Annotated in this window: 20 protein-coding genes, 1 tRNA gene and 1 pseudogene; 11 read left to right on the plus strand and 11 right to left on the minus strand. The window is 64.5% G+C overall.

Annotation, left to right across the window (positions count from 1 at the left end; translation table 11 throughout):
- Positions 1-34: 34 nt before the first annotated feature.
- The gene (locus ACT3HL_RS02425) at positions 35-337 is read right to left on the minus strand and encodes a transcriptional regulator (RefSeq protein ID WP_445085203.1); all 303 of its coding nucleotides are present in this window, start codon (positions 335-337) and stop codon (positions 35-37) included.
- Between the two features lie 147 nt (positions 338-484).
- Between ACT3HL_RS02425 and ACT3HL_RS02430 the strand changes: the two genes are divergently transcribed.
- Positions 485-1,444: a sugar phosphate nucleotidyltransferase gene (locus ACT3HL_RS02430; protein ID WP_445085204.1), complete on the plus strand. Its 960-nt coding sequence runs from the start codon at positions 485-487 to the stop codon at positions 1,442-1,444.
- Between the two features lie 6 nt (positions 1,445-1,450).
- Here ACT3HL_RS02430 and ACT3HL_RS02435 read toward each other — a convergent pair whose 3' ends face one another.
- From ACT3HL_RS02435 to ACT3HL_RS02455, 5 genes are all read right to left on the minus strand, one after another.
- Positions 1,451-1,840: a cupin domain-containing protein gene (locus ACT3HL_RS02435; RefSeq protein WP_445085205.1), complete on the minus strand. Its 390-nt coding sequence runs from the start codon at positions 1,838-1,840 to the stop codon at positions 1,451-1,453.
- A gap of 104 nt (positions 1,841-1,944) precedes the next feature.
- Entirely contained in the window at positions 1,945-2,670 is a 726-nt protein-coding gene (locus ACT3HL_RS02440; RefSeq protein ID WP_445085206.1) for a diphthine--ammonia ligase, read from the minus strand.
- A gap of 39 nt (positions 2,671-2,709) precedes the next feature.
- Positions 2,710-3,048 (minus strand): hypothetical protein, encoded by a 339-nt coding sequence (locus ACT3HL_RS02445; protein WP_445085207.1) that lies wholly within the window; start codon positions 3,046-3,048, stop codon positions 2,710-2,712.
- A 72-nt stretch (positions 3,049-3,120) separates the two neighbouring features.
- Positions 3,121-3,813 (minus strand): HD domain-containing protein, encoded by a 693-nt coding sequence (locus ACT3HL_RS02450; protein ID WP_445085208.1) that lies wholly within the window; start codon positions 3,811-3,813, stop codon positions 3,121-3,123.
- Between the two features lie 215 nt (positions 3,814-4,028).
- Positions 4,029-6,353 (minus strand): BGTF surface domain-containing protein, encoded by a 2,325-nt coding sequence (locus ACT3HL_RS02455; protein ID WP_445085209.1) that lies wholly within the window; start codon positions 6,351-6,353, stop codon positions 4,029-4,031.
- Between the two features lie 1,383 nt (positions 6,354-7,736).
- Between ACT3HL_RS02455 and npdG the strand changes: the two genes are divergently transcribed.
- The 6 genes and pseudogenes from npdG to ACT3HL_RS02485 form a co-directional block, all read left to right on the plus strand.
- A complete protein-coding gene (gene npdG / locus ACT3HL_RS02460; protein ID WP_445085210.1) occupies positions 7,737-8,408 on the plus strand; it encodes an NADPH-dependent F420 reductase in 672 nt (223 codons plus the stop codon).
- A 235-nt stretch (positions 8,409-8,643) separates the two neighbouring features.
- Positions 8,644-9,666 carry a 5,10-methylenetetrahydromethanopterin reductase gene (locus ACT3HL_RS02465; protein ID WP_445085211.1) on the plus strand — a complete coding sequence of 341 codons (1,023 nt, stop codon included), beginning with the start codon at positions 8,644-8,646 and terminating at the stop codon, positions 9,664-9,666.
- Positions 9,659-10,336 (plus strand): DUF447 domain-containing protein, encoded by a 678-nt coding sequence (locus ACT3HL_RS02470; RefSeq protein ID WP_445085212.1) that lies wholly within the window; start codon positions 9,659-9,661, stop codon positions 10,334-10,336. Before ACT3HL_RS02465 ends, ACT3HL_RS02470 begins: the two co-directional genes overlap by 8 nt.
- Positions 10,333-11,349 carry a beta-ribofuranosylaminobenzene 5'-phosphate synthase family protein gene (locus tag ACT3HL_RS02475; protein WP_445085213.1) on the plus strand — a complete coding sequence of 339 codons (1,017 nt, stop codon included), beginning with the start codon at positions 10,333-10,335 and terminating at the stop codon, positions 11,347-11,349. The genes ACT3HL_RS02470 and ACT3HL_RS02475 overlap by 4 nt, the downstream gene beginning before the upstream one ends.
- 24 nt (positions 11,350-11,373) lie before the next feature.
- Positions 11,374-12,372, plus strand: a complete 999-nt coding sequence (locus tag ACT3HL_RS02480; RefSeq protein ID WP_445085214.1) for a 5-methyltetrahydropteroyltriglutamate--homocysteine methyltransferase — start codon at positions 11,374-11,376, stop codon at positions 12,370-12,372.
- Positions 12,373-12,458: 86 nt separating this feature from the next.
- A pseudogene (locus ACT3HL_RS02485) lies at positions 12,459-13,457 on the plus strand (methionine synthase); the annotation flags it as partial.
- Between the two features lie 329 nt (positions 13,458-13,786).
- Here ACT3HL_RS02485 and ACT3HL_RS02490 read toward each other — a convergent pair.
- The 5 genes from ACT3HL_RS02490 to ACT3HL_RS02510 form a co-directional block, all read right to left on the minus strand.
- Positions 13,787-14,569: a trypsin-like peptidase domain-containing protein gene (locus ACT3HL_RS02490; RefSeq protein WP_445085215.1), complete on the minus strand. Its 783-nt coding sequence runs from the start codon at positions 14,567-14,569 to the stop codon at positions 13,787-13,789.
- Between the two features lie 228 nt (positions 14,570-14,797).
- Positions 14,798-14,870, minus strand: a tRNA-Gln gene (locus tag ACT3HL_RS02495).
- Between the two features lie 75 nt (positions 14,871-14,945).
- Complete coding sequence (locus tag ACT3HL_RS02500; RefSeq protein WP_445085216.1) at positions 14,946-15,188, minus strand: hypothetical protein; 243 nt, start codon at positions 15,186-15,188, stop codon at positions 14,946-14,948.
- Between the two features lie 183 nt (positions 15,189-15,371).
- A complete protein-coding gene (locus tag ACT3HL_RS02505; RefSeq protein ID WP_445085217.1) occupies positions 15,372-15,824 on the minus strand; it encodes an iron dependent repressor, metal binding and dimerization domain protein in 453 nt (150 codons plus the stop codon).
- A gap of 31 nt (positions 15,825-15,855) precedes the next feature.
- On the minus strand, positions 15,856-16,350 hold the full coding sequence (locus ACT3HL_RS02510; protein WP_445085218.1) for a ferritin-like domain-containing protein: 495 nt from the start codon (positions 16,348-16,350) through the stop codon (positions 15,856-15,858).
- Positions 16,351-16,646: 296 nt separating this feature from the next.
- Between ACT3HL_RS02510 and ACT3HL_RS02515 the strand changes: the two genes are divergently transcribed.
- The 4 genes from ACT3HL_RS02515 (at position 16,647) to ACT3HL_RS02530 (ending at position 20,629) form a co-directional block, all read left to right on the plus strand.
- Entirely contained in the window at positions 16,647-17,078 is a 432-nt protein-coding gene (locus ACT3HL_RS02515) for a DUF5791 family protein (RefSeq protein WP_445085219.1), read from the plus strand.
- Positions 17,078-17,989 carry an NAD-dependent epimerase/dehydratase family protein gene (locus tag ACT3HL_RS02520; protein WP_445085220.1) on the plus strand — a complete coding sequence of 304 codons (912 nt, stop codon included), beginning with the start codon at positions 17,078-17,080 and terminating at the stop codon, positions 17,987-17,989. Before ACT3HL_RS02515 ends, ACT3HL_RS02520 begins: the two co-directional genes overlap by 1 nt.
- A gap of 244 nt (positions 17,990-18,233) precedes the next feature.
- The gene (locus tag ACT3HL_RS02525; protein WP_445085221.1) at positions 18,234-19,427 is read left to right on the plus strand and encodes a DHHA1 domain-containing protein; all 1,194 of its coding nucleotides are present in this window, start codon (positions 18,234-18,236) and stop codon (positions 19,425-19,427) included.
- A gap of 107 nt (positions 19,428-19,534) precedes the next feature.
- Positions 19,535-20,629 carry an aldo/keto reductase gene (locus ACT3HL_RS02530; protein ID WP_445085222.1) on the plus strand — a complete coding sequence of 365 codons (1,095 nt, stop codon included), beginning with the start codon at positions 19,535-19,537 and terminating at the stop codon, positions 20,627-20,629.
- Positions 20,630-20,633: the final 4 nt, after the last annotated feature.

Genomic DNA, 20,633 nt, shown 5'->3' on the forward strand with positions numbered 1-20,633 from the left:
GCGGTTCCCCGTTTCTCCACCGACGGCGACCCCGTTACTCGATCACGAACTGGGGCTCGGCGATCCGTTCGGAGCGGCACTCCGGGCACCGGGAGGGTTCGTTCAGCGGATCGTCGAACCCGTCGAAACCGCACTCCCGACACGCCGGCGGCGCGACGAGGAACCGTTCGTCGTTCGCCGCGCTCTCGACGGTCTGGGCGACGTGTTCGAGGTGGCCGTACACCGCCGACCGGGGGACCCCGACGGCCGTAGACAGCTCCGTCACACCGTGCGGCTCGCTCCGCAGTTCGCTCGCGATGCGCTGTCGTGTCGTCGCCGTCGCGTCCGAATCGGACATACGCGACCCTAGGTGATCGATAGCGTATATACTGCCCGCCGTGGCCGGAGCCAGCCAGCGGAAGACCGGCAGTTCACTATCGGCCGGTGTTTCCTTCTTTGTACAAATTTGGAAACACACTTGCCACTCCGTTCGGACACTACCTGTATGAAGGCAGTTGTCCTCGCCGGCGGGTACGCGACGCGGATGTGGCCGATCACCAAACACCGGCCGAAGATGTTTCTCCCGGTGGGCGACGGCACGGTCATCGACATCATTTTCGAGGATCTCGAGGCGGACGAGCGCATCGACGAGGTGTTCGTGAGCACGAACGAGCGCTTCGCGGAGACCTTCGAGACGTTCCTCGCGGACGCCCCATACGAGAAGCCGACGCTCTCGGTCGAAGAGACCGCAGCGGAGGGCGAGAAGTTCGGCGTCGTGGGCGCGCTCGCGCAACTCATCGAGCGCGAGGGCGTCGAGGACGACCTCGTGGTCATCGCCGGCGACAACCTGCTCTCGTTCGATGTCTCGGAGTTCGTCGACTTCTTCGAGTCGGCGGGGACGCCGTGTCTCGCCGCCTACGACGTCGGCTCGAAGGAACGGGCGCGGTCGTACGGGCTCGTCCAACTCGACGGAGACCGCGTCGTCGACTTCCAGGAAAAGCCCGACGACCCACAGAGCACGCTCGTCTCGATCGCCTGCTACGCGTTCCCCGAGGAGACGCTTCCCGACTTCGACACCTACCTCACGGGCGGCAACAACCCCGACGAGCCGGGGTGGTTTCTGGAGTGGTTGCAGGACCGCGGGACTGTCCACGCCTTCACCTTCGACGGCGCGTGGTTCGACATCGGGACGCCCGAAAGCTACCTCGACGCGGTCTCGTGGTACCTCGACGGCGGGACGTTCGTCCACGACGACGCGACGGTCGAAGACTCCGAGCTCGGCGCGAACGTCCACGTGATGGCCGACGCGTCCGTGGTGAACTCGAGACTCGACCGGACAGTCGTCTTCAGCGACGCGGTCATCCGCGATGCGGACATCAGAAACAGCATCGTCGACGAGGACACCCACGTCGAGAACTTGGACCTCTCGAACGCGCTGATCGGGGCGCATTCGCACCTCGAGTAGCGTCGTTCATCCCTCCTCGGGGACCGTGTACTCGCCGAAGTCGTCGAGAGTCCCGAGCGGCGGCGCACCGAACAGTATCCACGTTTGCGCCGTATCGTCTGTCTCGTTACGGATGCTCCGCGTTGTATCCGGACCGATCCGGACGATCCCGCCCGGCGTTACGTCGTATGTCGATCCGTCGATCTGCACGCGCCCGCCGTCGAGCGCGACGTAGACCTCCTCTTGCCGCTCGTGGGCGTGCGGTGCGGTCGCCTCTCCCGGGCCGAGCGTCACCGTGTTTACACGCATTTCGGTGCACCCCAGTGCTTCGGTGAGCTTGCGGTGAAGACTCCCCGACTCCGGGAAGGGTTCCTGTTCGACGGTCTCCGGATCGACGACGCTGAAATCGTCGGCCATACCGACGCTTCGATAGAGCGCCGTATAGTAGAGCGGGGGTGTTCTCCCCGTCCGTGGATCCGCGGCCGCGGAGACTGAGTAACCGAGACTGTGGAGCCCGGCACTTACTCTCGGAGCCGCGCGTCAGTCACGCGGAGGTGCCCGCGCGTCCCCTCCCAGACGGTCTCGTACTCCAGTTCGATCGGGTGTCGCATATGCGGCCCGTCGGTCACGAGCGTCTCGAACTCGCCGCCTTCGCCGAGGATGTGGACGCCGAACTCCTCGTTGAGCGCGGCGAGTTCGGTCAGCGCGTCGGCGTCGAGCGTTCGCCCGAGCCACGATTCGTCGAGCCCGTGTGCGGCGACTTGGACGATCCGGATCTCGAATCCGGCGTCGAGCATCTCCCTGCCGAGTCCGAGCGGGTCGCGCTGCCAGAGCGGCGCGAAGAGGTCGATCCCCAGTCGGTCACACATCCCTTCGATCCGCGATGTCTGGAACTCGCTCTCGACGGCGCCGGCGGTGACGCCGGCCAGCCCGCCGTCGAGTTCCGCACTGAGTTCCCCGAGCGCGGCTTCGAGCGGCTCTAGCTCGCGGTCGCCCTGCACACTCGCGTCGTCGGCGTCGGCCGCGCCGAGGTCCCCCGGTTCGACCTCGACGAGCTCGATGCCGACGCTCTCGGCCGCGAGCCCGGCCAGACGGGTCTCCGGGACGTGATACATATACGAGTCCTCCCCGGGGTGGACCGTGAGGAGGCGCGTGACGTTCAACCCCTCCTCTACGGCCCGGTAGAGCGCCCACGAGGAGTCTTTCCCACCCGAGAAGAGGCTGACCCAGTTGCCGGAGTCCGTCATCGGCGTCGCTACGCCGCGGGCGTACAAACGGGCACCGATTCAGCCGTTCGCCTCGCCGGCGTCGCGGCCCCGCCCAGTTCCGTCAGTGGCGTATGGATCGTCGGTGGTGTCTGTGTGGTTGGCGGCATCTGTACCGCGGGTTGGCGTCTCGGCTCCCGCCTCCAGCGCCGCGGCGATCCGTTCGACGGCGTCGACCAGTCGGAACACCGCGACGACGAGCAGCCACGCGAGGTAGATCCCGGCGGCGATTCCGACGAGGACGAACCACAGGAGGATCTGTCCGGCGATCACGACGCTGTACGCGAACGTCGCGATGAGGACGGCAGCGACGGCGAACCGCAGTCGCTTCGAGGACCGTGGAGGGAATGCGGCGGGCACGCTATCGACGTTTCCTGCGAGCGTCGTAAACGTGTCGCCCGAATCGTCCCGCTCGCAGTCAGACGCCCCCTCTCACTCGTCGGAGTCGATCGAGTGGTCCATCTCCGGGACCTCCGCTTCGAGCCACTCGCGGAACCACTTGACGCGCGTGAGCCGCTTGTGCGCGATAGTCTCTGCGGCGTCTGAGTTCACTCGCTCCGTGGCGTCTCGGCCGCGTTCGAGGACGCGTTCGACCATTTCGGCGGCGTCCATGTGCGTCCGCGCCTCATAGCCCATCCGAAGCAGCATCAGCGCGGTCCCGTTCGCCCCGACTTTATCGAGGATGTCGGCCTCGATCAGGCTCTGTGTCTCCAGTGAGACGTCCGCGAGTGGCCCCTGATAGGAGTGGTCCGCGACCACCTGACACACCTGCTCGACGAACGACTGCGGGAAGTCGCCGTGCGTGGACAGGTACTCGCGAGCGACGCGCGCGCCCTCCTCGGCGTGTACCTCTTGGTCGGCTTCGAGCTTCGCGATATCGTGAAAGAGCGCAGCAACGCGGACGACGTCGGTGTCCGCGCCCTCGCGCTCTGCGATTCGGGTCGCGATTTCGACGACGTTCAGGATGTGGTTGAACCGGTACTCGGCGCTGTGCCAGGGGTACCACCGCATCCGACCGCCGTCCGATTCGCCCTCGACGCTCGCAGCGAGATAGTCGCGGACGAACCGCTTCATCTCCTCGAACTCATCGTCTGCGACCGTCGATTCCTTGATCTCAACGCCCACAGCACCACCTCCCTCCACTGCCGTCGGGGGGCCCGACGACGTCCGCGTTCGCGTTCGGGTTCATTACTGGATAGAATGGTTCTTCGGTTCTTAGGCGTTACGACGAGTCTGCGGTTCGGCGGCGCGGGGAAATACCGCCTCGCGATGCGGTCTTTGCGATGCGCTTCCCGCGTCCGCGACCGGTATCCGCCCCCGTTACAGAGAGACCCACGGGTCTATCTGCGCCGCCAGACGAACAGCGCGACCGTCGTGAGCGCGCTGAGCGAGAGCAGCGCGTCGAACCCCAACAGCCGTCTCCGGAGCGTCTCTCCGTCGTCGTCGACGAACGTTCCGACCACGCCGCCGACGAACTTCCGCGTCGCGTCGACGACAGTGTCGGAGTTCGGTTCGTCCGTCGTCTGCGTCGGCGGCGTCGACGACGCGTCCGTCTCGTCTCCGGACGACGAAGCGCCGCTCGCCCTCGGCTCCGGGGCACCACCGCTACCGCCGGATCCGGCCGGCGTTGCGGTCTGTGCGTCCGTCTCTGTCACCGGGAGCGTCGCGCGAACCTCGCCCGCGGCGGCGAGTTCGCTTTCGGCGTCGAGCACGTCGGTCGCGGACGCGACGGTGAACGTGTCGCCGACGCGCTGTTCCTCGAAGTCGAACGCGGCCGCCCACGAGCCGTTCGTCTCGACGACGGCGCGCGCGGTTTTCAGGAACCGCGGCTCGACTCCCTCGGCCGACCGTATCCGGATGGTGATCTGTGTTCCCGGTGCGACGGTCGTCGTCCCGGTGACCGACTGGTTCGCGGCCGCCAAGACGACGACGGGCTCACGGCCGGCCCCGATCTCCGCCGCGACGAGTGAGTACTCGCTTTCTACTGTCCGCCTGTCGTCGTCGAGGTCGGCGAACGTCCCGTTCTCCCGGACGGCGAACGCCGCAGTGAGGTCGTCGCCAGCGTCGGGAATGCGCGTGTCTCCGTCGCTGTCGGACGCGAAGAGGGCGTCTCCGGTCTCGTATGCGAGGACGTACGTGTCGTTGTCGGGGTCAGCGACGACCCGGCTGTTGGTCTCGTTGAGGTCGAGTCGATAGGCCTCCGCGTTCGCCCGCCGGTTCCGTCGGGTGACGTTCAACGCGAACTGGTCCCCATCGGTATCGCCGTGCTCGGTCCGTCCCAGCGCGAAGAACCGCTCCGTCTCCGAGCCGGAACCCCTCACGAACTCTCCGGCCAGTCCCGGTGCGACGATCCGATGGACGACGACGTCGCCGACAGCCGCGTCGGCCGCTCGGGTGAGCCGTCCCTCGTCGATCGCCGACGAGACGGACCGGTAGTCGTCGAGTTCCGTGCCGGCGGGTGCGACCCAGTTGGTGATCCCTCCCGGCGCCGGCCGCTCGAGGACGAGCGTCCCGAAGTCCTCCGCGGCGTCGCTCGAATCCTCTCCGGCGCGGACGCTGAGCCCGTACTCCCCGGGGTCGAGGGCGTCGCTCGCGCGGTTGTCGTCGTCGAGGTCGGCGGCGATGATCTCGTCCGGACTGTCGCCGCCGTCGATTCCGCGCACGTCGAACACGTCGCCGCCGTCGTCCGGGAGTCCCGTCGCTCCGACCGCGGCGGCCGTGTTGACCCGGAGTCGGACGGACCCGTCACCGTCTCTGTCGGCCGCGGTGACGTTCGCGCGGAACCCCACGGCCGGGCTCCCGACGGTCACCGTGGCTGTCTCGGCGTACGTCAGATCGACCACGACGTCGGCGACGTCGCCGGTGTGCTCGGTGACGATCGCCGACCGGAGCGCCGCGGTCCTCGCTGCGGCGTCGACGACGCGGATCCGTTCGGACCCGGCTATCGCCCCGGTACCGACGTCTGTCACGTTGACCGTGTAGTTGCCGGGACCGCCGCTGGAGACGCTCTCGGCCGGGAACTCGAACGGCGTCTCGCCGTTGCCACTCAGCGTGCGGTTCGTTCGGGCGACGACCGCGCCGCCGTCTCCCCGCCGCCGGAGTTCGATCTCGACGGACCGGCCGGCGGCGTTCGCGAGCACCGCGCCTTCGATCGCCTCGTCGGTCGTCACAGTCCGGTCGGCGGCGGCGACGCCGAGGCCGAGATCGCGGATCGAGAACGCTGCCCGCCGGTCGACGCTACCGTCGGCGAGGTACGTTTCGACCGCGTACGTCCCGCTCCAGTTCCGCGCTGCCGTATCGAAGACGAACGCTTGGCTCCCCGGACCGGTGCGGCCGGCAAAGACGAACGCTCCCGCATCGGTTTCGACCTCGAACGCTTGGTCGTGGTCCGCCGAGCCGTCGGTCGAGAGGAACGCGACCGTCGCGTTCTCGTAGATGTTCGTCGTCGCGTCCGTCTCGGAGACGACCGCGTCGGCCACCGTTACGTCGACCACGCCCGGCGTGATCGTCTCGGTGTCGATCGAGTCGTTCACCGCGCCGATTTCGACGCGCACCTCGTCGCGGGGACCCAGCGCGGTGTCGGCACTCAGCACCACCTGCCCATCGGCCGATCCGTCGGCGTCGAGCGCGTACCGTCCGGTGACGTTCGTCCCGCCGGCGATCACCGTGATGTCGTCGCCGAGCGTCAGCGCCCCGGCGTCTCCGTCAGCCTTGGAGACGTCCTCGCTGAACGGGATTTCGATGACACTTTCGGTGTGCGTTAGCGTCGTCCCGTCGAGGCTCTGCGTCGAGAACTCGGTTACCGAGCCGAGTGAGAGCGGCTCGGGGTCTTCATCGACGAGTGCATCAGTACTTAATGTAACTTGCTCACTTATGTCATAATATTCGGTGCTAACCTCATCACCATCAGTTATATTCAGAACACCTTTGGAATCTGTTTTACTTATTTTCGTACTCCCTCTAAATATACTCCCAGAGATATGTGATAGTCGAACTGTCTCTCCTCGTGTATATGATATTGTGTCTGTTTTCTCTGGAGGACTATCAAAATGTAGAGTTACAGTGCCATTTCCATTTTGAACCGTTGTTAAGATCTCATTATTTCCGCCATCATAATCTTGATAATCAATATCCTTTTTTGATATCTTGTTATTTTTATCCCTGTCTGCGACGCTCCAAGTCGTGGTATATGTACTTGAGGTGCCTACATATTCTCCAGTCACCGATAATTGCGACTCCGTATCTGATTCGATGTTGACGACGTACTCCTCAGTCGTCGACATGTCTCCGTCTTCGACGGTTACTGTCACCGTATCGCCGGGAGCGTAGGTCGATGCGTCCAGAGAGACGCTTCCCGCATCGGCCGCGACGACCACGGAAAATTGGCCGGGGAGACTGAGTATCAGAATCGTTACGAGGAAAGCCGCTCGAAACCGTGCTGTAATTCCTGTCATACATCCGTTGGTGGGTCGATGACCGACGCTTCGACGAGATACGGGGTCTACAGCGAGACGCGGTAGTTGTGGCTAACCGTGAGATTTTCGAGGGAAACAGCGAGCACTGAGCCGCTCTGATTCCCGTTACGCGGGTGTAGTAGCGTTTGGACGGTTTCGCGAACTCGGTCGGGCGCCGTCGTGCGATCGGATCGCAATCAGGTGCAAACGCTACTATCGTACGTGCAGTCCGATTGCCGTGGGAGACCGCTCCGCTTCGCTGGTGGACGACTGCCGATGATATCTGTAACCCTATCTCTGTCTGTCGATTTCGCACCCAAATCTCACGACTGATACCTTCTATAAGTAAGTTCCTTCTCCTCTGTGTAACTGTTGATTCGTTCGTTACTTTTTGGGGGCTTTGAGGTGTGCGCTGTCACCGGAACGCTGTGCGTTCTGGTCGGCGAACGGGAGCGTACCTCTCGTCAAAGCCGTCGGTCCCGGCACAGCCGATCTGCTGCATCTACGATAGCGAAATTTCGCCAGACGAATTATATGCTACATAGTAATATTAAATTCAGAAATTATTAATATGGAGTATGATAAACTGCAGGTATGCGGATCACACTCATCGGCGGTACCGGAGATATCGGAGAGGGGCTCGCACTGCGCTTGGGTCGCGAGACGGATCACGAACTCGTCATCGGGTCACGAGACCCTGAAAAAGCACGTCGACACGCCGAAGACTACCGCGAGAGGATCGACAAACGCGGTGGGAAAGCCGCGGTCGAGGGTGCCGCGAACCCCGCGGCGGCGGAAGGTGCTGATCTGGTAGTGCTCTCAGTTCCACCGGAATTCCTCGTCGATACCATCGGAACAGTGACGGAGGCGTTGAGCGAGGAGACGATCGTAGTCACTCCGGCCGTGCAGATGCGTCGTGACGAAGACGGATTTCACTACGAGAAACCCGACGCATCGGACAGCGTAACGGCAGTTGCCGCGGAAGCCGTTCCCGACGATGTACCGGTCGTGGGCGCGTTCCATAATCTGCCCGCGAAACGGCTCGCGTCACTCGATGCGGAGTTGGGAATCGACACTGCGATCGTCGCTGACGACGAGACGGCAGGCGAGACGGTCGCAGCCGTCGCCGAGGAACTCGAGGGAGTGAGAGCCGTTCGCGCGGGTGGGCTCTCGAACGCGGCCGAGATCGAATCGATCACGCCGCTGCTGATCAACCTCGCGACGAACAACAGCGGGCTGCATAACCTAGGGGTGCGATTCAGCTAGCCATAGACCGGGCGTTCGGCTGGTGGGTAACGCGCGCCTTGTCTCATCGCGTTTGTACCTGACTGCGCATCCGATCGCACGCTGTCGGGCGATCGAGTGCGCGAAGACGTCCAAACGCTACTAGCGGGTTCTTCAACCGAGCGGAGGTTCCTTCGATCGACATCTCGTCCGACACCAAAATATTGATATTTCCCGAGTATCCTATATTCGATAGCACATAACTAATTCAAAAATAATGCCTGAAAATAATAACTCTTCCCCCGAATGGGGCATCGAGCTGACACCTAACGCGCCACCGGATCGAGTCGCTACGTTAGGTCGAGCCGCAGAAACATCCGGATTCGATACGGCGTTCGTATCGTGTCACTACAACAACCGCGACCCGTTCATCACACTCGACCGTCTCGCGAACGCGACCGAGGGGATCCGCATCGGACCGGGTGTGGCAAATCCGTACGACATCCATCCGGTTCGAATCGCGTCTCAGGTGGCAACGCTCGCCGAAGTGAGCGACGGACGAGCGGTGTTGGGACTGGGTGCTGGCGATCCCTCAACGCTGCAGAACCTCGGCCTCGAGTGGGGGAGGCCTCTCACGCGGGTTCGCGAAACGATACGCGTTCACCGTCGTCTCTGGGCGGGCGAACGCGTCGATCACGACGGGACCTTTCGAGTCCAGGATGCAGGGTTGAATTACGAGGCGCAGCAGGTGCCGATATTCGTCGGAGGACAGGGTCCGAAGATGATACAGATGGCCGCCGAACACGCCGACGGCGTGCTGGTAAACGCCTCGCACCCGGACGATTACGCCTGGGCTGCCGAACAGGTAGAGATCGGTCTGGATGCCCGGGCGGAGTCCCGTGGACCGTTCACCTTCGCGGCGTTTGCGAGTGTTAGCGTCGACACCGATGCGGCGGCAGCGCGAAACGCCGCTCGCAAGCCCGTCGCGTTCATCGCCGCCGGTGCCCCCGATGAGGTCATCGAGCGTCACGAACTCGATGCCGGTCGCACAGCGGAGATCGGTGCGGCGATCTCCGCAGGTGAGTTCGATCGAGCCTACGAGCTGGTGACGGCCGGTATGCTCGACGCATTCTGCGTCGCCGGCGCACCGTCCGCAGTCGCCGACCAGATAGCGTCGATTCGTGAGTACACCGACGCGTTCGTTGCTGCGTCGCCGCTCGGACCGGACCGACGCGAAGCTATCGAACTCCTTGGAAGCGTCCGCGACCAACTCGCGACGCAGGGTTCGACGGATGACTGAGAGGGAGTGGCCGGTTGCCCTCCGTGGCGTCGTCGAGAGCGTAATCTCGACCCCCGGCTTGGACGACCGATGGAACGTCGCTGCACTCGGGTTACACGCCGGTGATGACCACGACCGGACCGACCCCGTCCGGGCGCGGACGTGGGGCCAGACCAGAACTCGGGCGAGTTTCGAACGCCACGGGTGCGGGTACGTCCAGTTCGTTCGTGATCCGGTTACCTTCGTCAAGGCGGCCCTCGACGAGGTCGAAACCGACGACCCTGTCCTCGATGCCGCGACCGCGTGGGTCGAAGTTGCGGCGACGCGCGTCGATACGGGTGAGTCAGGCGGCACTCAATGGATCGACTGGCTGCTCCGGCCCCGAAAGTCCGCCGTCGAGCAGCGCCGGGTTCCAACGACGTCCCGATCGCTCGGCGCTGTTGTCGAACTGACCGTCGCGGCGTCGCGGTTGGGAGTTCCGGAGTACGACGGCGAGCAACTCCGCGACCGGATGGCGTTCTTCGCGGACGTTGCGTACCGGTGTGGCGGCCCTCGAGAGCGGGAGGCCGTCGCACTCGTCGTTTCTCTCTCCGAGTGGGACCCCGAGACAGACCGGGTAGACGCCGATCTCGACGCGGCGACGAGAACCGAGACGGAGTGTACCACCAGTCGGCGAGTGACGAACGGATGACTACTCGCGCGACTGGGCGTGCGCGACTCCATTTCGGGTTTCGGAACCTTTCGCTGGAACGGGACCGGCTCTTCGGAAGTCTCGGTGTGGCGCTGGAGCGTCCACGTGTCGTCGTCGAAGCCGAACCCGCCGTCGGTGTCCAGTGCAGTGGGGCAAACTCCGTTCCCGACGAGGCTGTCGCTTCGGCCGCGGCATACGCGAGACGGGCTGTTTCCCTGCTCGACGTCGGCGGTGCACGGATAACAGTCGACCAAGCCCTGCCGCGGCACGTCGGCCTCGGGTCGGGAACGCAGTTAGCACTGAGTACACTCTCTGCGGTGGCACGCGCCTACGATCGAACGCCGAACATCCGGGAGCACGCGGGGTGTCTCGGCCGTGGCAGGCGGAGCGGTATCGGAATCGCCGCCTTCGAGAGCGGCGGTTTCGTGATCGACGGTGGCGTCCCCACCGACGCGTACACCGAAGACGGACCGGACGACGGGAACCCGTCCGTCCCGTCAGTCACACTCAGAAGGGAGATTCCGGACGATTGGCGGTTCCTACTCGTCCTTCCGGACGTTTCACCGGGGAAAAACGGCGACGACGAAGAGGAGAGTATGCGCGCGGTACTCCGTCGAGCAGACCCGGCTGCTGATGACCGTGTCGGGGCCATAGTCGAACGCCGAATGGTTCCCGCCTTGGAAGCGGAGGACATCGAGACGTTCGGCGCGGCGGTCACGGCGGTCGATCGCCTCAACGGGCGGTGGTACACCGACGAACAGGGCGACGTCTATCGCCCCCCGGTGGGGGAGATAATCGGTGAGTTGACCGAGTCAGGAGCCGTCTTCGGCGCCGGTCAATCGTCGTGGGGACCGGCCGTGTATGGGATCACAACCGCCGAAAACGCCGCGGCCGCCCGCAACGCGGGTCTCCGTGCGCTCTCGCGAGCGGATACTGACGGCGATGTGATGGTCGTCCCGGCTCGAAACCGAGGTGGAATTACTACAAGAAATAATTTAATTAAGAAGAATTAAGAGTGCGCATACAAACTCACGAATATGTCACGCGTCGCCACGACAGTTGGACTGTATCCACTCCCCGATTGGGCGAAAGACGATCTTTCGGAACTGAAGGGGCATCAGAAGGAGGATCTCATCAGCGGAAACGAAGATCAGCGGGTGAAAGCGGCGTACGACCGGGCGTGTCGCGAGATACTCGATCGACAGCTGGACGCGGGTCTCGACCGCGTCGTCGAGGGACAACTTCGCTGGGACGATATGCTCGGCTATCCGTTCGCAGTCCACGACGCGGTCGAAACAGGTGGCATCGTGCGGTACTACGACAACAACAACTTCTATCGGGAGCTGGTCGTGACCGGAGAGCTGACGTTCGACGGGACGCTCGCGAACGAACTCGACGGGGTCACTTCGTACGTGTCCGATACGCCGGCGCAGGCGGTATTGCCGGGGCCGTACTCACTGGTCGACCTCGCTACCGACGAGTACTACGGGGACGACCGAGCGTTCCTCGCCGGTGTCGCCGAGTTTCTCGCTGCGGAGGGCGAGGCGCTTTCCGACGTCGAGACGGTGTTCGTCCTCGAGCCCTCGCTGGCCGTCAACCCGCCGGGTGATCACGCGACCATCGGGACTGACGACGTAGCGGACGCTCTGACCGTCGTCGCCGACGCGTTCGATGCGGAGGTCGTCGTTCACTCGTACTGGGGGGCGCTCCCCGAAGACGTGTATACCGCCGCGTTGAACGCGCGTATCGATGGATTAGGCTATGACCTCGTTAGCGCCGCAGAGGAGACTCTTGCCACCGTCGAAGAGTACGGGGCGCCCGACACGGTCGCCCTGGGTGTGGTCGACGGACAGAACACGCGCGTGGAGTCAGTGCGAGAGATCGATGAACGCGTCGGTCGAGTCGAAGACGCGGCGAACGTGGGGAAGGCGTATCTCACCCCGAACACGGGGTTGTTTTATCTCCCGGTCACGAGGGCCGACGCGAAGCTCGATGTCTTGGGTCGAGCGACGAGCGTCTCGGAGGTGGACGTATGAGCAACCGCGAGCAGTTCCGACCGGCCGACCATCCGAACGAGCACTTCCTGTTGACTACCGTCGTCGGCAGCTATCCGAAGCCGAAATGGCTCAAAAACGAGTACGACCGGGAAGTCGAGGCCGACGAGGGCATCGAGCGACCGGCGGAGGCGACAGAGCGTGCCAGCGACGGCTTCGCGGAAGCGCTGGACGACGCCGCCCGCCTCGTCACTCGGGAACACGAACGGGCCGGTCTCGACGTGGTCGTAGACGGCGAAGTGCGCCGTACCGAGATGGTCGAGTACTTCGCCGACAGAATCGGCGGGTACGAATTCAACGGTCCCGTGAAAGTGTGGGGGCACAACTACTTCCACAAGCCGAGCGTGACCGACCGGGTTTCATACGACGACCCGTGGTTGCTTGAGGAGTTCGAGTTCACCAGTGACGTCGCGACCAGTCCCGTGAAAGTTCCCATCACGGGTCCGTACACGCTCGCGAACTGGGCGTTCGACGAGTACTATGGCGATACCGAGGAACTCGCGTACGACCTCGCCGATCTCGTGAACGAGGAGATACACACGCTCATCGAGGCGGGTGCTCGCTACATACAGATCGACGAACCGGCGCTCGCGACGACCCCCGACGACCACGCGATCGTCGGCGCGTGTCTCGATCGGATCGCCGAGAACGTCCCGGACGACGTCAGACTCAGCATCCACGTCTGTTATGGCGATTACTCGCGTATCTACCCCGAAATCCTCGAGTACCCCGTCGACGAGATCGACCTAGAACTGGCCAACACCGACTACAACCAACTCGACGTGTTCACCGAGCCGGAGTTCACGAAGGGCTTTGCGCTCGGCGTGGTCGACGTACACGATGCCGCGGTCGAATCCGTCGACGAGATCAAGCGCAACATCAAGCGCGGCTTGGAGGTCGTGCCGCCGGAGCGCCTCACGGTCAGTCCCGATTGCGGGTTGAAACTGCTGCCGCGTGACGTCGCCAACCGGAAGATGGAGAACCTCGTGCAGGCGGCACGAGCCGTCGAAGCCGAACTCGACGCCGGTGAGATCACAGAAACGCCCGGCGGACGCCCCCAACTGTAGTCGTGGGGAGAAGCAGGGCAATCCATTCCACGAGCGGCGAACGGTAGCAGCCTGATCTGATCGGGAGGATATTTTCAGCGTCCATCGCCCGGGCTTTCGCGGGTCTGGTACAGAGCGAACGGAATCGGCTGCCCACGGCCGGGCGTTGGGTTGGTGGACGATAACCCGAGTGTCGATAGTCCCGGGCGGCGTTCGAACCGCGAGGTCCCGAATCCGCTCGCCCTCTGGGCCCGACTCCGCGAGGATATTTCGTGCTCACGACGTTGTTCGCGCGAAAACAGTCCCGGCGGATCGAACAAAACAATCTTGCATCCACCGCCTCCACGTACTTACTTCCACTCTTGCACCCACTTCTCGATCGTTTTCGACGGATTGGCGGTCGCTAAACTCTCCTGTCTGGGAAATTCAGTGTAAACTTTTTCCGGACGGTCAACAGAACTTGATTCACCACCTGTTTTGGTGGTACCACTAATACAACCGAATACGACGCCGTCGAGTGTAACAATCGGTGAACCGCTGTTTCCTGGTGAGGTTGGGATGTCGGATAGTTCCCAATTGATGCCTTCTTCGTACCTTTGGTATCGACCAAGACTGATTACCCAGTCACCCACATCGCCGGGATGACCGACGCTCAATACAGGATCTCCCTTTGAGACGCCGGTGTTCGTTTTCATCGGGAGCGGCGAAGGAGTCTCCATATTCGTCTTCATCAGAGCAATATCTGGGATCATATCTTCGTGATAGCCGACTCGCGTCGCCGTGGCCGACCGACCATCGAATGTTTCGATATCCATCGTCTCGAAGTCCCGGGTGACGTGGGAATTAGTGATGATATAGCCATCCTCAATAACCCATCCAGTACCTCCTGAGTTACCTTTGGTGAGTTTGACGACCGATTGCTGGACGGTTTCCCCCAGATCTCCCGCTCTTGTGAGAGTTTCGTCTGAGAAATCGGAGCTCCCGTCTTGATGGTCGTGTTGAACCACTTCGTCTTGCGTACCGGCCGTTGAGCTCTCGTCTTGGGAAGACATCCCAGCACATCCACCGAGAATCCCGAGAGCACCGAGGCCGGTTACCGACATCCACTTCCGACGTGTCATCATCTTAGACATCTGTTAGGAGTGGTAGCAACTATCATTTATACCTAGTCATCTATGAAAGAAAGTGGAATTGGATTTCACTCCTGACACCCTTCGAATTTCTTGTTTGTACACAGACACGAAACTGGCTAGGAATGGAGGCTCTGGCACGCGCCATAGAGACTGTTCGAGACAGACTTCACCACCTGAAACTATCGGGAACAAATCTTTCGAAAACGAGGATTCGAGTCAAAATGGGTATAGTCCCGGGCGGATTCGAACCGCCGTCATGGGCTCCAAAGGCCCATATGATTGGCCACTACACCACGGGACTGCATCCGTTACTCACACCGCAGTCTTTGAAAACCCATCGGGTCGCGGCGAGCGCGAGACGGCGAGTGCGAGCGCGCTATTCGACCGCCGTTCCGTCGCGCTCGCGGCCGTCTTCGCGCGCTCCGTCGCGGGTGATCGTCTCCGTGCGGGCTTCCACTGAGAACCCACCGCACTCCGGGCAGACGTGATGCTGCACCTCGTACGTGACCTCACAGCCCAGACAGGCGTACGGGCCGTCCGCCTCTCTCGCCGCAGCGGTCCCGCCGCAGGCCCCTCCCACGAGCGAGCGGAGCCGAGCGAGCGCTGCTGTCCCATCCATAGGTGGCGATACCGTAGCAGCATCTTGAAGGTAGTGTTTCTACTGTGGCGTCTGCACCTGATTTCGGATCCGACCGCACGAGGGCTCGTACGAGGGCGTGCGATCGAATGAGCAAGCAGTTGCAAACGCTACTATAGCTCCGCCGATCGTATCCGCGGTCGAACGACGGGAGCGCGCCGCGGCTCAATCGGCGCGCTGCTCTCCGGTCTCGGCGCCTTCGACGCCGATCTCGAGATGGCAGCAGGCGTCGGTCTCCGGATCGAAGCAGTCGGGACAGTCCGCCTCCCGGTCGATGATCGTATCGAGGCGATCGGCGACAAGGTCGTCGATCACCGGTTCGAGGTCGCGGGCCTCCGCGCGGAACGCGTCGACCGAGAGGACGTTCGCGAGGAAGCGCTCGATGATACAGTACGTCTGTAACGCGTCGCGGGCGCGGACGATCCCCTCGTCGGTGAGCGTGACGCCTTTGTACTTCTCGTGTTCCGCCAAGCCGCGAGACTCCAGTTTGCCGATCATCTCGTTCGCGCTCGCCGGGCTGACGTCGAGTCGGTCCGCGAGCGATCCCGTCGAGGCCGGGCCGTTCTCCATCTGCTGCAGGAGGTAGATCGCCTTCACGTACTGGTCGGCCGTGTTCATTGCTCCCCTCCGTTCCGCGTCGTGTCTCGTCTCATTGGCGGGTGTTCATAATCTTCGTGACCTCTTCGACGCCCTCGGCCTCCTCCTCGCGGATCCCGACGAGGACGTCGATGAGGTGGTCGCGGTCGATGCCGAACGTCGCCTCCGAGGCCCGGATCGCGCCGACGAGGTCGTCGTAGAACTTATACGCAGTCTCCTCGTTGCAGAGCTGATCGTAGAGGATATCGTCGAAATCGTCCGGCGCGGTCCCGCCGTACTGCGCCTTTACGAGGGCTTCGATCTCCTCGTAGGGGATGCTCTCGGCGTCGAGTTCAGCGACGAGCGCTTCCAGTCGCTCGCGGTGCTCGGCCGACTCCTCGGCGGCGTGTTCGAGCAGCGATTCGATCTCTCCGTCGAGCTTCGGCCCGTCGTCGATCGACTGGTAGTGGTGATACGACCGGGCCTCGACGACCTCTTCGAGGACGATGCCGATCTGCAAGAGCCGCGCGAGCTGGTGATCGGAGTTCACGCGGTGGCCGACGCTCACGGCCCCACCTCCGGTTCTGTGGGCGATACGCGGTCCATACTCGTTCGGTCGGCGGTGACGGACTTAAGCGGTTCCCCTTCGCCGACGCCAACCGACGTGCCCGCTGTCGGATTCCTCCAACGGTCGAATCCGTGCGTTTCCTCCGTGTACCGTAGCGTTTGCACCTGATTGTACACTCGACCGAACGACAGCGTGCGGTCGAGCGCGCAACGTGCAAACGCTACTACAGCTCTGTGACTCCTCGAGGCGCCCGCAACAACCGAGTGAGTGAAGTCTCTCAAAGCCCACACTCGCGTATGCTCTACGACGCGGCCGACGAGCCGGCCACGTTGACGGCCGAGACGCTGCGCGAGGCGTACGAAGCCCAGCTCAGAACCGTCGTGAACGACGTCGGCATCGAGCCCGCCGCCGCCGAATCGGGGGTCGACGCCGAACTGATCGAGGCGATCGAAGCGGGCGGCGTACCCGACCTCCCGGTCGAGGACGCCGCGGCGATCCTCGCGCTCGCCGACGGCCGCCCCGACGCGGAGTCGATCGTTCTCGAACTCCGCGATCACTTGCTGTTGGCGATGACGACCGGCGTCGTCGACGTGGATACGATCGCCTCGAACGTCGATCTCGACCTCTCGGGGCAGGAGATCCAGCAGGCGATCGAGGGGCGAACCGCGATGACGCTCGGCCAGCTCGCCGCGATCCAGCGGTACCTCGCCGAGCGGAACGATCGCTGATGTCCCGGGTCGTCATCGTCGGCTGCGGCTACGTCGGCCTCGAACTCGGCCGGCAGCTCGCCGCGGCCGATCACAAGGTGACCGGGGTTCGCCGATCGGACGAGGGGCTCGCGGCCGTCGCCGACGCCGGTCTCGACGCCCACCGCGCGGACGCGACGGCGCCGGAGACCCTCTCGGGACTCCCCGACGCCGACTGGGTCGTCTTCGCGGCCAGTTCCGGCGGTCGCGGCGCCGACGCCGCCCGCCGCGTCTACGTCGAGGGGCTCCGGAACGTCATCGACGAGTACGCCGGGCGAGACGCGCCGCCGGATCGACTCGTCTACACCTCTTCGACGGGCGTCTACGGCGATCACGGCGGCGACTTCGTCGACGAGGAGACGCCGATCGATCCCACGACCGAGAAGACGCGCGTCCTCGCGGCGGCCGAGCGCGTCGCCCTCGAGGGGGCGACCGACGCCGGGATCGAGGGCACCGTCGCCCGGTTCGCGGGGCTGTACGGCCCCGGGCGCTACCGACTCGACCGCTATCTCTCCGGGCCGGTCACCGAGGGCTACCTGAATATGGTCCACCGCGAGGACGCCGCCGGCGCGGTCGCCTTCCTGCTGGAGTCGGACCTCGCGCGCGGTGACGTCGTCCTCGTCGCCGACGACGAACCCGCCAAGAAGTGGTCGTTCGCGGATTGGCTGGCCGAGGAGTGCGGCGTTTCTCCGCCGCCGAAGCGGACGGTCGAGGAGCGACTGGCGGCCGAGAGCCTCTCGGCGGCCGCGCGTCGGCGCCTCCGGACGAGCAAGCGATGCTCGAACCAGCGACTGCGCGCGCTCGGATACGAGTTCGCCTATCCGACGTACCGGGAGGGCTACCGGGCCGCGGTCGAGGCCTTCAGATCCGGGGCGGACGCGGCGTCGGTTTGAGCGGTCGGGGTTGGTTTGAGCGAACGCCCCGTTCGTTCCTCGGGTAAGCGACGCCCACGGGTTTGTACCGGTGGCCCGAGGGCGACGCGGTTGTTGATGTTAGTTGTATATGGCGACATTTGCGTGACAGATAGCGACCTATAGTTCACCGATTGTGTTATTTACCTTCGATTGACGGCCGGAAAGCCGGACTTGTTGCGGGAATTGAGGGAATCTTCTTGGGGATGGACCCGTACCGTTCGGTATGGCGTCCCCGCTCTCCGAACTCGATTCGAGCCTCGGTTCGGAGCTGCTCGATCGCGCGCGGTGGTTCGTCCTCCAGTATCCGGCACTCACCGTGGTACTCGTCGTCGGGCTCCTCGCGCTCGTCGTCGGATACTACGCCCTCAGACACTTCGAGCGGCCGATGGGGACGCGCTTCCGCGATCGGATCGCGGCGCTCGACGAAGTCGCGGTCCTGCTGCATCCGAACCCCGACCCCGACGCGATGGCGACGGGCATCGGCGTCGCCAGCCTCGCGGCGCAGGTCGGGACCGACGCCCGCGTCCAGTACCCCGGGCAGATCCGCCACCAGGAGAACCGCGCCTTCCAGACCGTCCTCGACCTCGACATCGACCGGATCGACCACGTCAGCGACCTCTCCGCCGAGCACGTCGTCCTCGTCGACCACAACCGGCCGCGGGGGTTCGCCGGGTCCGACAGCGTTCTCCCCTTCGCGGTCATCGATCACCACCCCGGCGACGGGACCGGCGAGGCGTTCACCGACGTCAGAACCGACTACGGTGCGGCCTCCAGTATCGTCACCGAGTACTTCCGGGATCTGGGCGCCAAGCCCGTCCCCCCCGCCAAACACGAGAGCGAGATCGACGCCGACTACACGGTCTCCTCGATGGTCTCCACAGGTCTCCTCTACGGCATTTTGACGGACACGAAACGGCTCACTTCGGGGTGCTCGGCCGCTGATTTCGCGGCCGCTGGCTTTCTGTATCCCGGCGTCGACGAGGACCGGCTCGACCGGATCGCCAACCCCGAGGTGTCGACCGAAGTGCTGGAGCTGAAAGCCCGCGCGATCGCCGGCCGCGACGTCCGCGGGCCCTTCGCGGTCAGCGACGTCGGCCGGATCTCGAACGCCGACGCCGTTCCGCAGGCGGCCGACGAACTCGTCCAGTTGGAGGGCGTCACCGCGGTGGTCGTCCTCGGCGAGCGCAACGGGACGATTCACCTCTCGGGTCGGTCCCGCGACGATCGCGTCCATATGGGCCGTACCCTCGATGCGGCGCTCTCGAACGTCCGCGACGCCTCGGCCGGCGGCCACGCGCGGATGGGCGGCGGACAGCTCCCGCTGCGTGACGGCGCGATCCGGACCGACGGCGGCGACCCCGTCGACCGCGACGCGCTCGTCGAACGGCTCTTCGAGTCGATGACCGGCGACGTCTAGCGACGCGCTGACCGGGGGCCGCGCGCCGTCTGGGACCCGCCACCGCGCTCCGACGCGTCGGTCGGTCCCTTCGACGCGCGTTTACCGCTGGGACGCGTACGGCCGCTATGGCGACGAGTCAGGGGACGTGGGCGTATCGCGACCGATTCGGCGACGCCTTCGCGCGGACGTACTTCCGGCGGTTCGGACCGGGCGTCGCGTCGAGCGTCGGCGTCGGGACGTATCTCGGCGAGCCGACCGACGCGGTCGACGACGGGTACCGCGACGCCCTCGTCGAGGCGCTGGAGTCGGGCGTGAACGTCGTCGACACCGCGATCAACTACCGCTGTCAGCGGAGCGAGCGCGTCGTCGGCGAGGCCGTCGACGCCGCCGAGATCGACCGCGAGGAAGTCGTCGTAGCGACCAAGGGCGGCTTCGTTCCGTTCGACGGCTCCCCACCCGCGGACCCGAGCGCGTACGTCCGCGAGGAGTTCCTCAGAACGGGGCTGCTCGACGCCGCGGACCTCGCCGCCGGGAGCCACGCCATCGCGCCCGACTTCCTCGATGCGATGCTCGATCGCTCGCTCTCGAACCTCGGCCTCGACGCCGTCGACTGCTACTACGTCCACAACCCGGAAACGCAACTGCGGACGCGGAGCCGCGAGGCGGTGTACGACCTGGTGGAGGCGGCCTTCGAGCGCCTCGAACGCCGGCGGGCAGCGGGCGATATCGGCGGCTACGGCGTCGCCACGTGGGAGGCGCTTCGCGTCCCCCGCGACCACGACGCGTACCTCTCGCTGCCGGAGATCGTCGCGCGCGCCGAGGCCGCCGCGGCGGCCGTCGGACTCGACGGATCCGGCCTGACGGCGGTTCAGCTCCCGTTCAACGTGACGATGGCGGACGCGTTCACGGTCGCGGCGCACGCGCACCCGACGGAGGACCGCGACGTCAGCGCCCTCGACTACGCGCAGGCGGCCGGCCTCGACGTCGTCGCGAGTGCGTCGATCGGACAGGGCGATCTGGCGTCATCGATCCCCGCGGCCGTCGACGCGGAGCTTCGGGGCGATACGGCCGCTCAGCGCGCCATCAACTTCGCCCGGAGCGCCCCCGGCGTCACGACCGCGCTCGTCGGCACCAGTTCTCCGGCGCACGTCCCCGAGAACGTCGCCGCCGGGACGTTCGAGCCGCTGGGCGCGCGGGCGTTCGACGCGGTCTTCGAGTGACGCG

Source organism: Halobellus sp. GM3, assembly GCF_052545375.1.

Coding starts and splice junctions, on each gene's coding strand:
- npdG (WP_445085210.1), top strand. CDS start 7,737: ATGCGGATCACACTCATCGGCGGTACCGGAGATATCGGAGAGGGGCTC.
- ACT3HL_RS02500 (WP_445085216.1), bottom strand. CDS start 15,188: ATGGATGGGACAGCAGCGCTCGCTCGGCTCCGCTCGCTCGTGGGAGGG.
- ACT3HL_RS02520 (WP_445085220.1), top strand. CDS start 17,078: ATGTCCCGGGTCGTCATCGTCGGCTGCGGCTACGTCGGCCTCGAACTC.
- ACT3HL_RS02530 (WP_445085222.1), top strand. CDS start 19,535: ATGGCGACGAGTCAGGGGACGTGGGCGTATCGCGACCGATTCGGCGAC.
- ACT3HL_RS02480 (WP_445085214.1), top strand. CDS start 11,374: ATGTCACGCGTCGCCACGACAGTTGGACTGTATCCACTCCCCGATTGG.
- ACT3HL_RS02425 (WP_445085203.1), bottom strand. CDS start 337: ATGTCCGATTCGGACGCGACGGCGACGACACGACAGCGCATCGCGAGC.
- ACT3HL_RS02465 (WP_445085211.1), top strand. CDS start 8,644: ATGCCTGAAAATAATAACTCTTCCCCCGAATGGGGCATCGAGCTGACA.
- ACT3HL_RS02440 (WP_445085206.1), bottom strand. CDS start 2,670: ATGACGGACTCCGGCAACTGGGTCAGCCTCTTCTCGGGTGGGAAAGAC.
- ACT3HL_RS02430 (WP_445085204.1), top strand. CDS start 485: ATGAAGGCAGTTGTCCTCGCCGGCGGGTACGCGACGCGGATGTGGCCG.
- ACT3HL_RS02505 (WP_445085217.1), bottom strand. CDS start 15,824: ATGAACACGGCCGACCAGTACGTGAAGGCGATCTACCTCCTGCAGCAG.
- ACT3HL_RS02470 (WP_445085212.1), top strand. CDS start 9,659: ATGACTGAGAGGGAGTGGCCGGTTGCCCTCCGTGGCGTCGTCGAGAGC.
- ACT3HL_RS02435 (WP_445085205.1), bottom strand. CDS start 1,840: ATGGCCGACGATTTCAGCGTCGTCGATCCGGAGACCGTCGAACAGGAA.
- ACT3HL_RS02515 (WP_445085219.1), top strand. CDS start 16,647: ATGCTCTACGACGCGGCCGACGAGCCGGCCACGTTGACGGCCGAGACG.
- ACT3HL_RS02475 (WP_445085213.1), top strand. CDS start 10,333: ATGACTACTCGCGCGACTGGGCGTGCGCGACTCCATTTCGGGTTTCGG.
- ACT3HL_RS02490 (WP_445085215.1), bottom strand. CDS start 14,569: ATGTCTAAGATGATGACACGTCGGAAGTGGATGTCGGTAACCGGCCTC.
- ACT3HL_RS02525 (WP_445085221.1), top strand. CDS start 18,234: ATGGCGTCCCCGCTCTCCGAACTCGATTCGAGCCTCGGTTCGGAGCTG.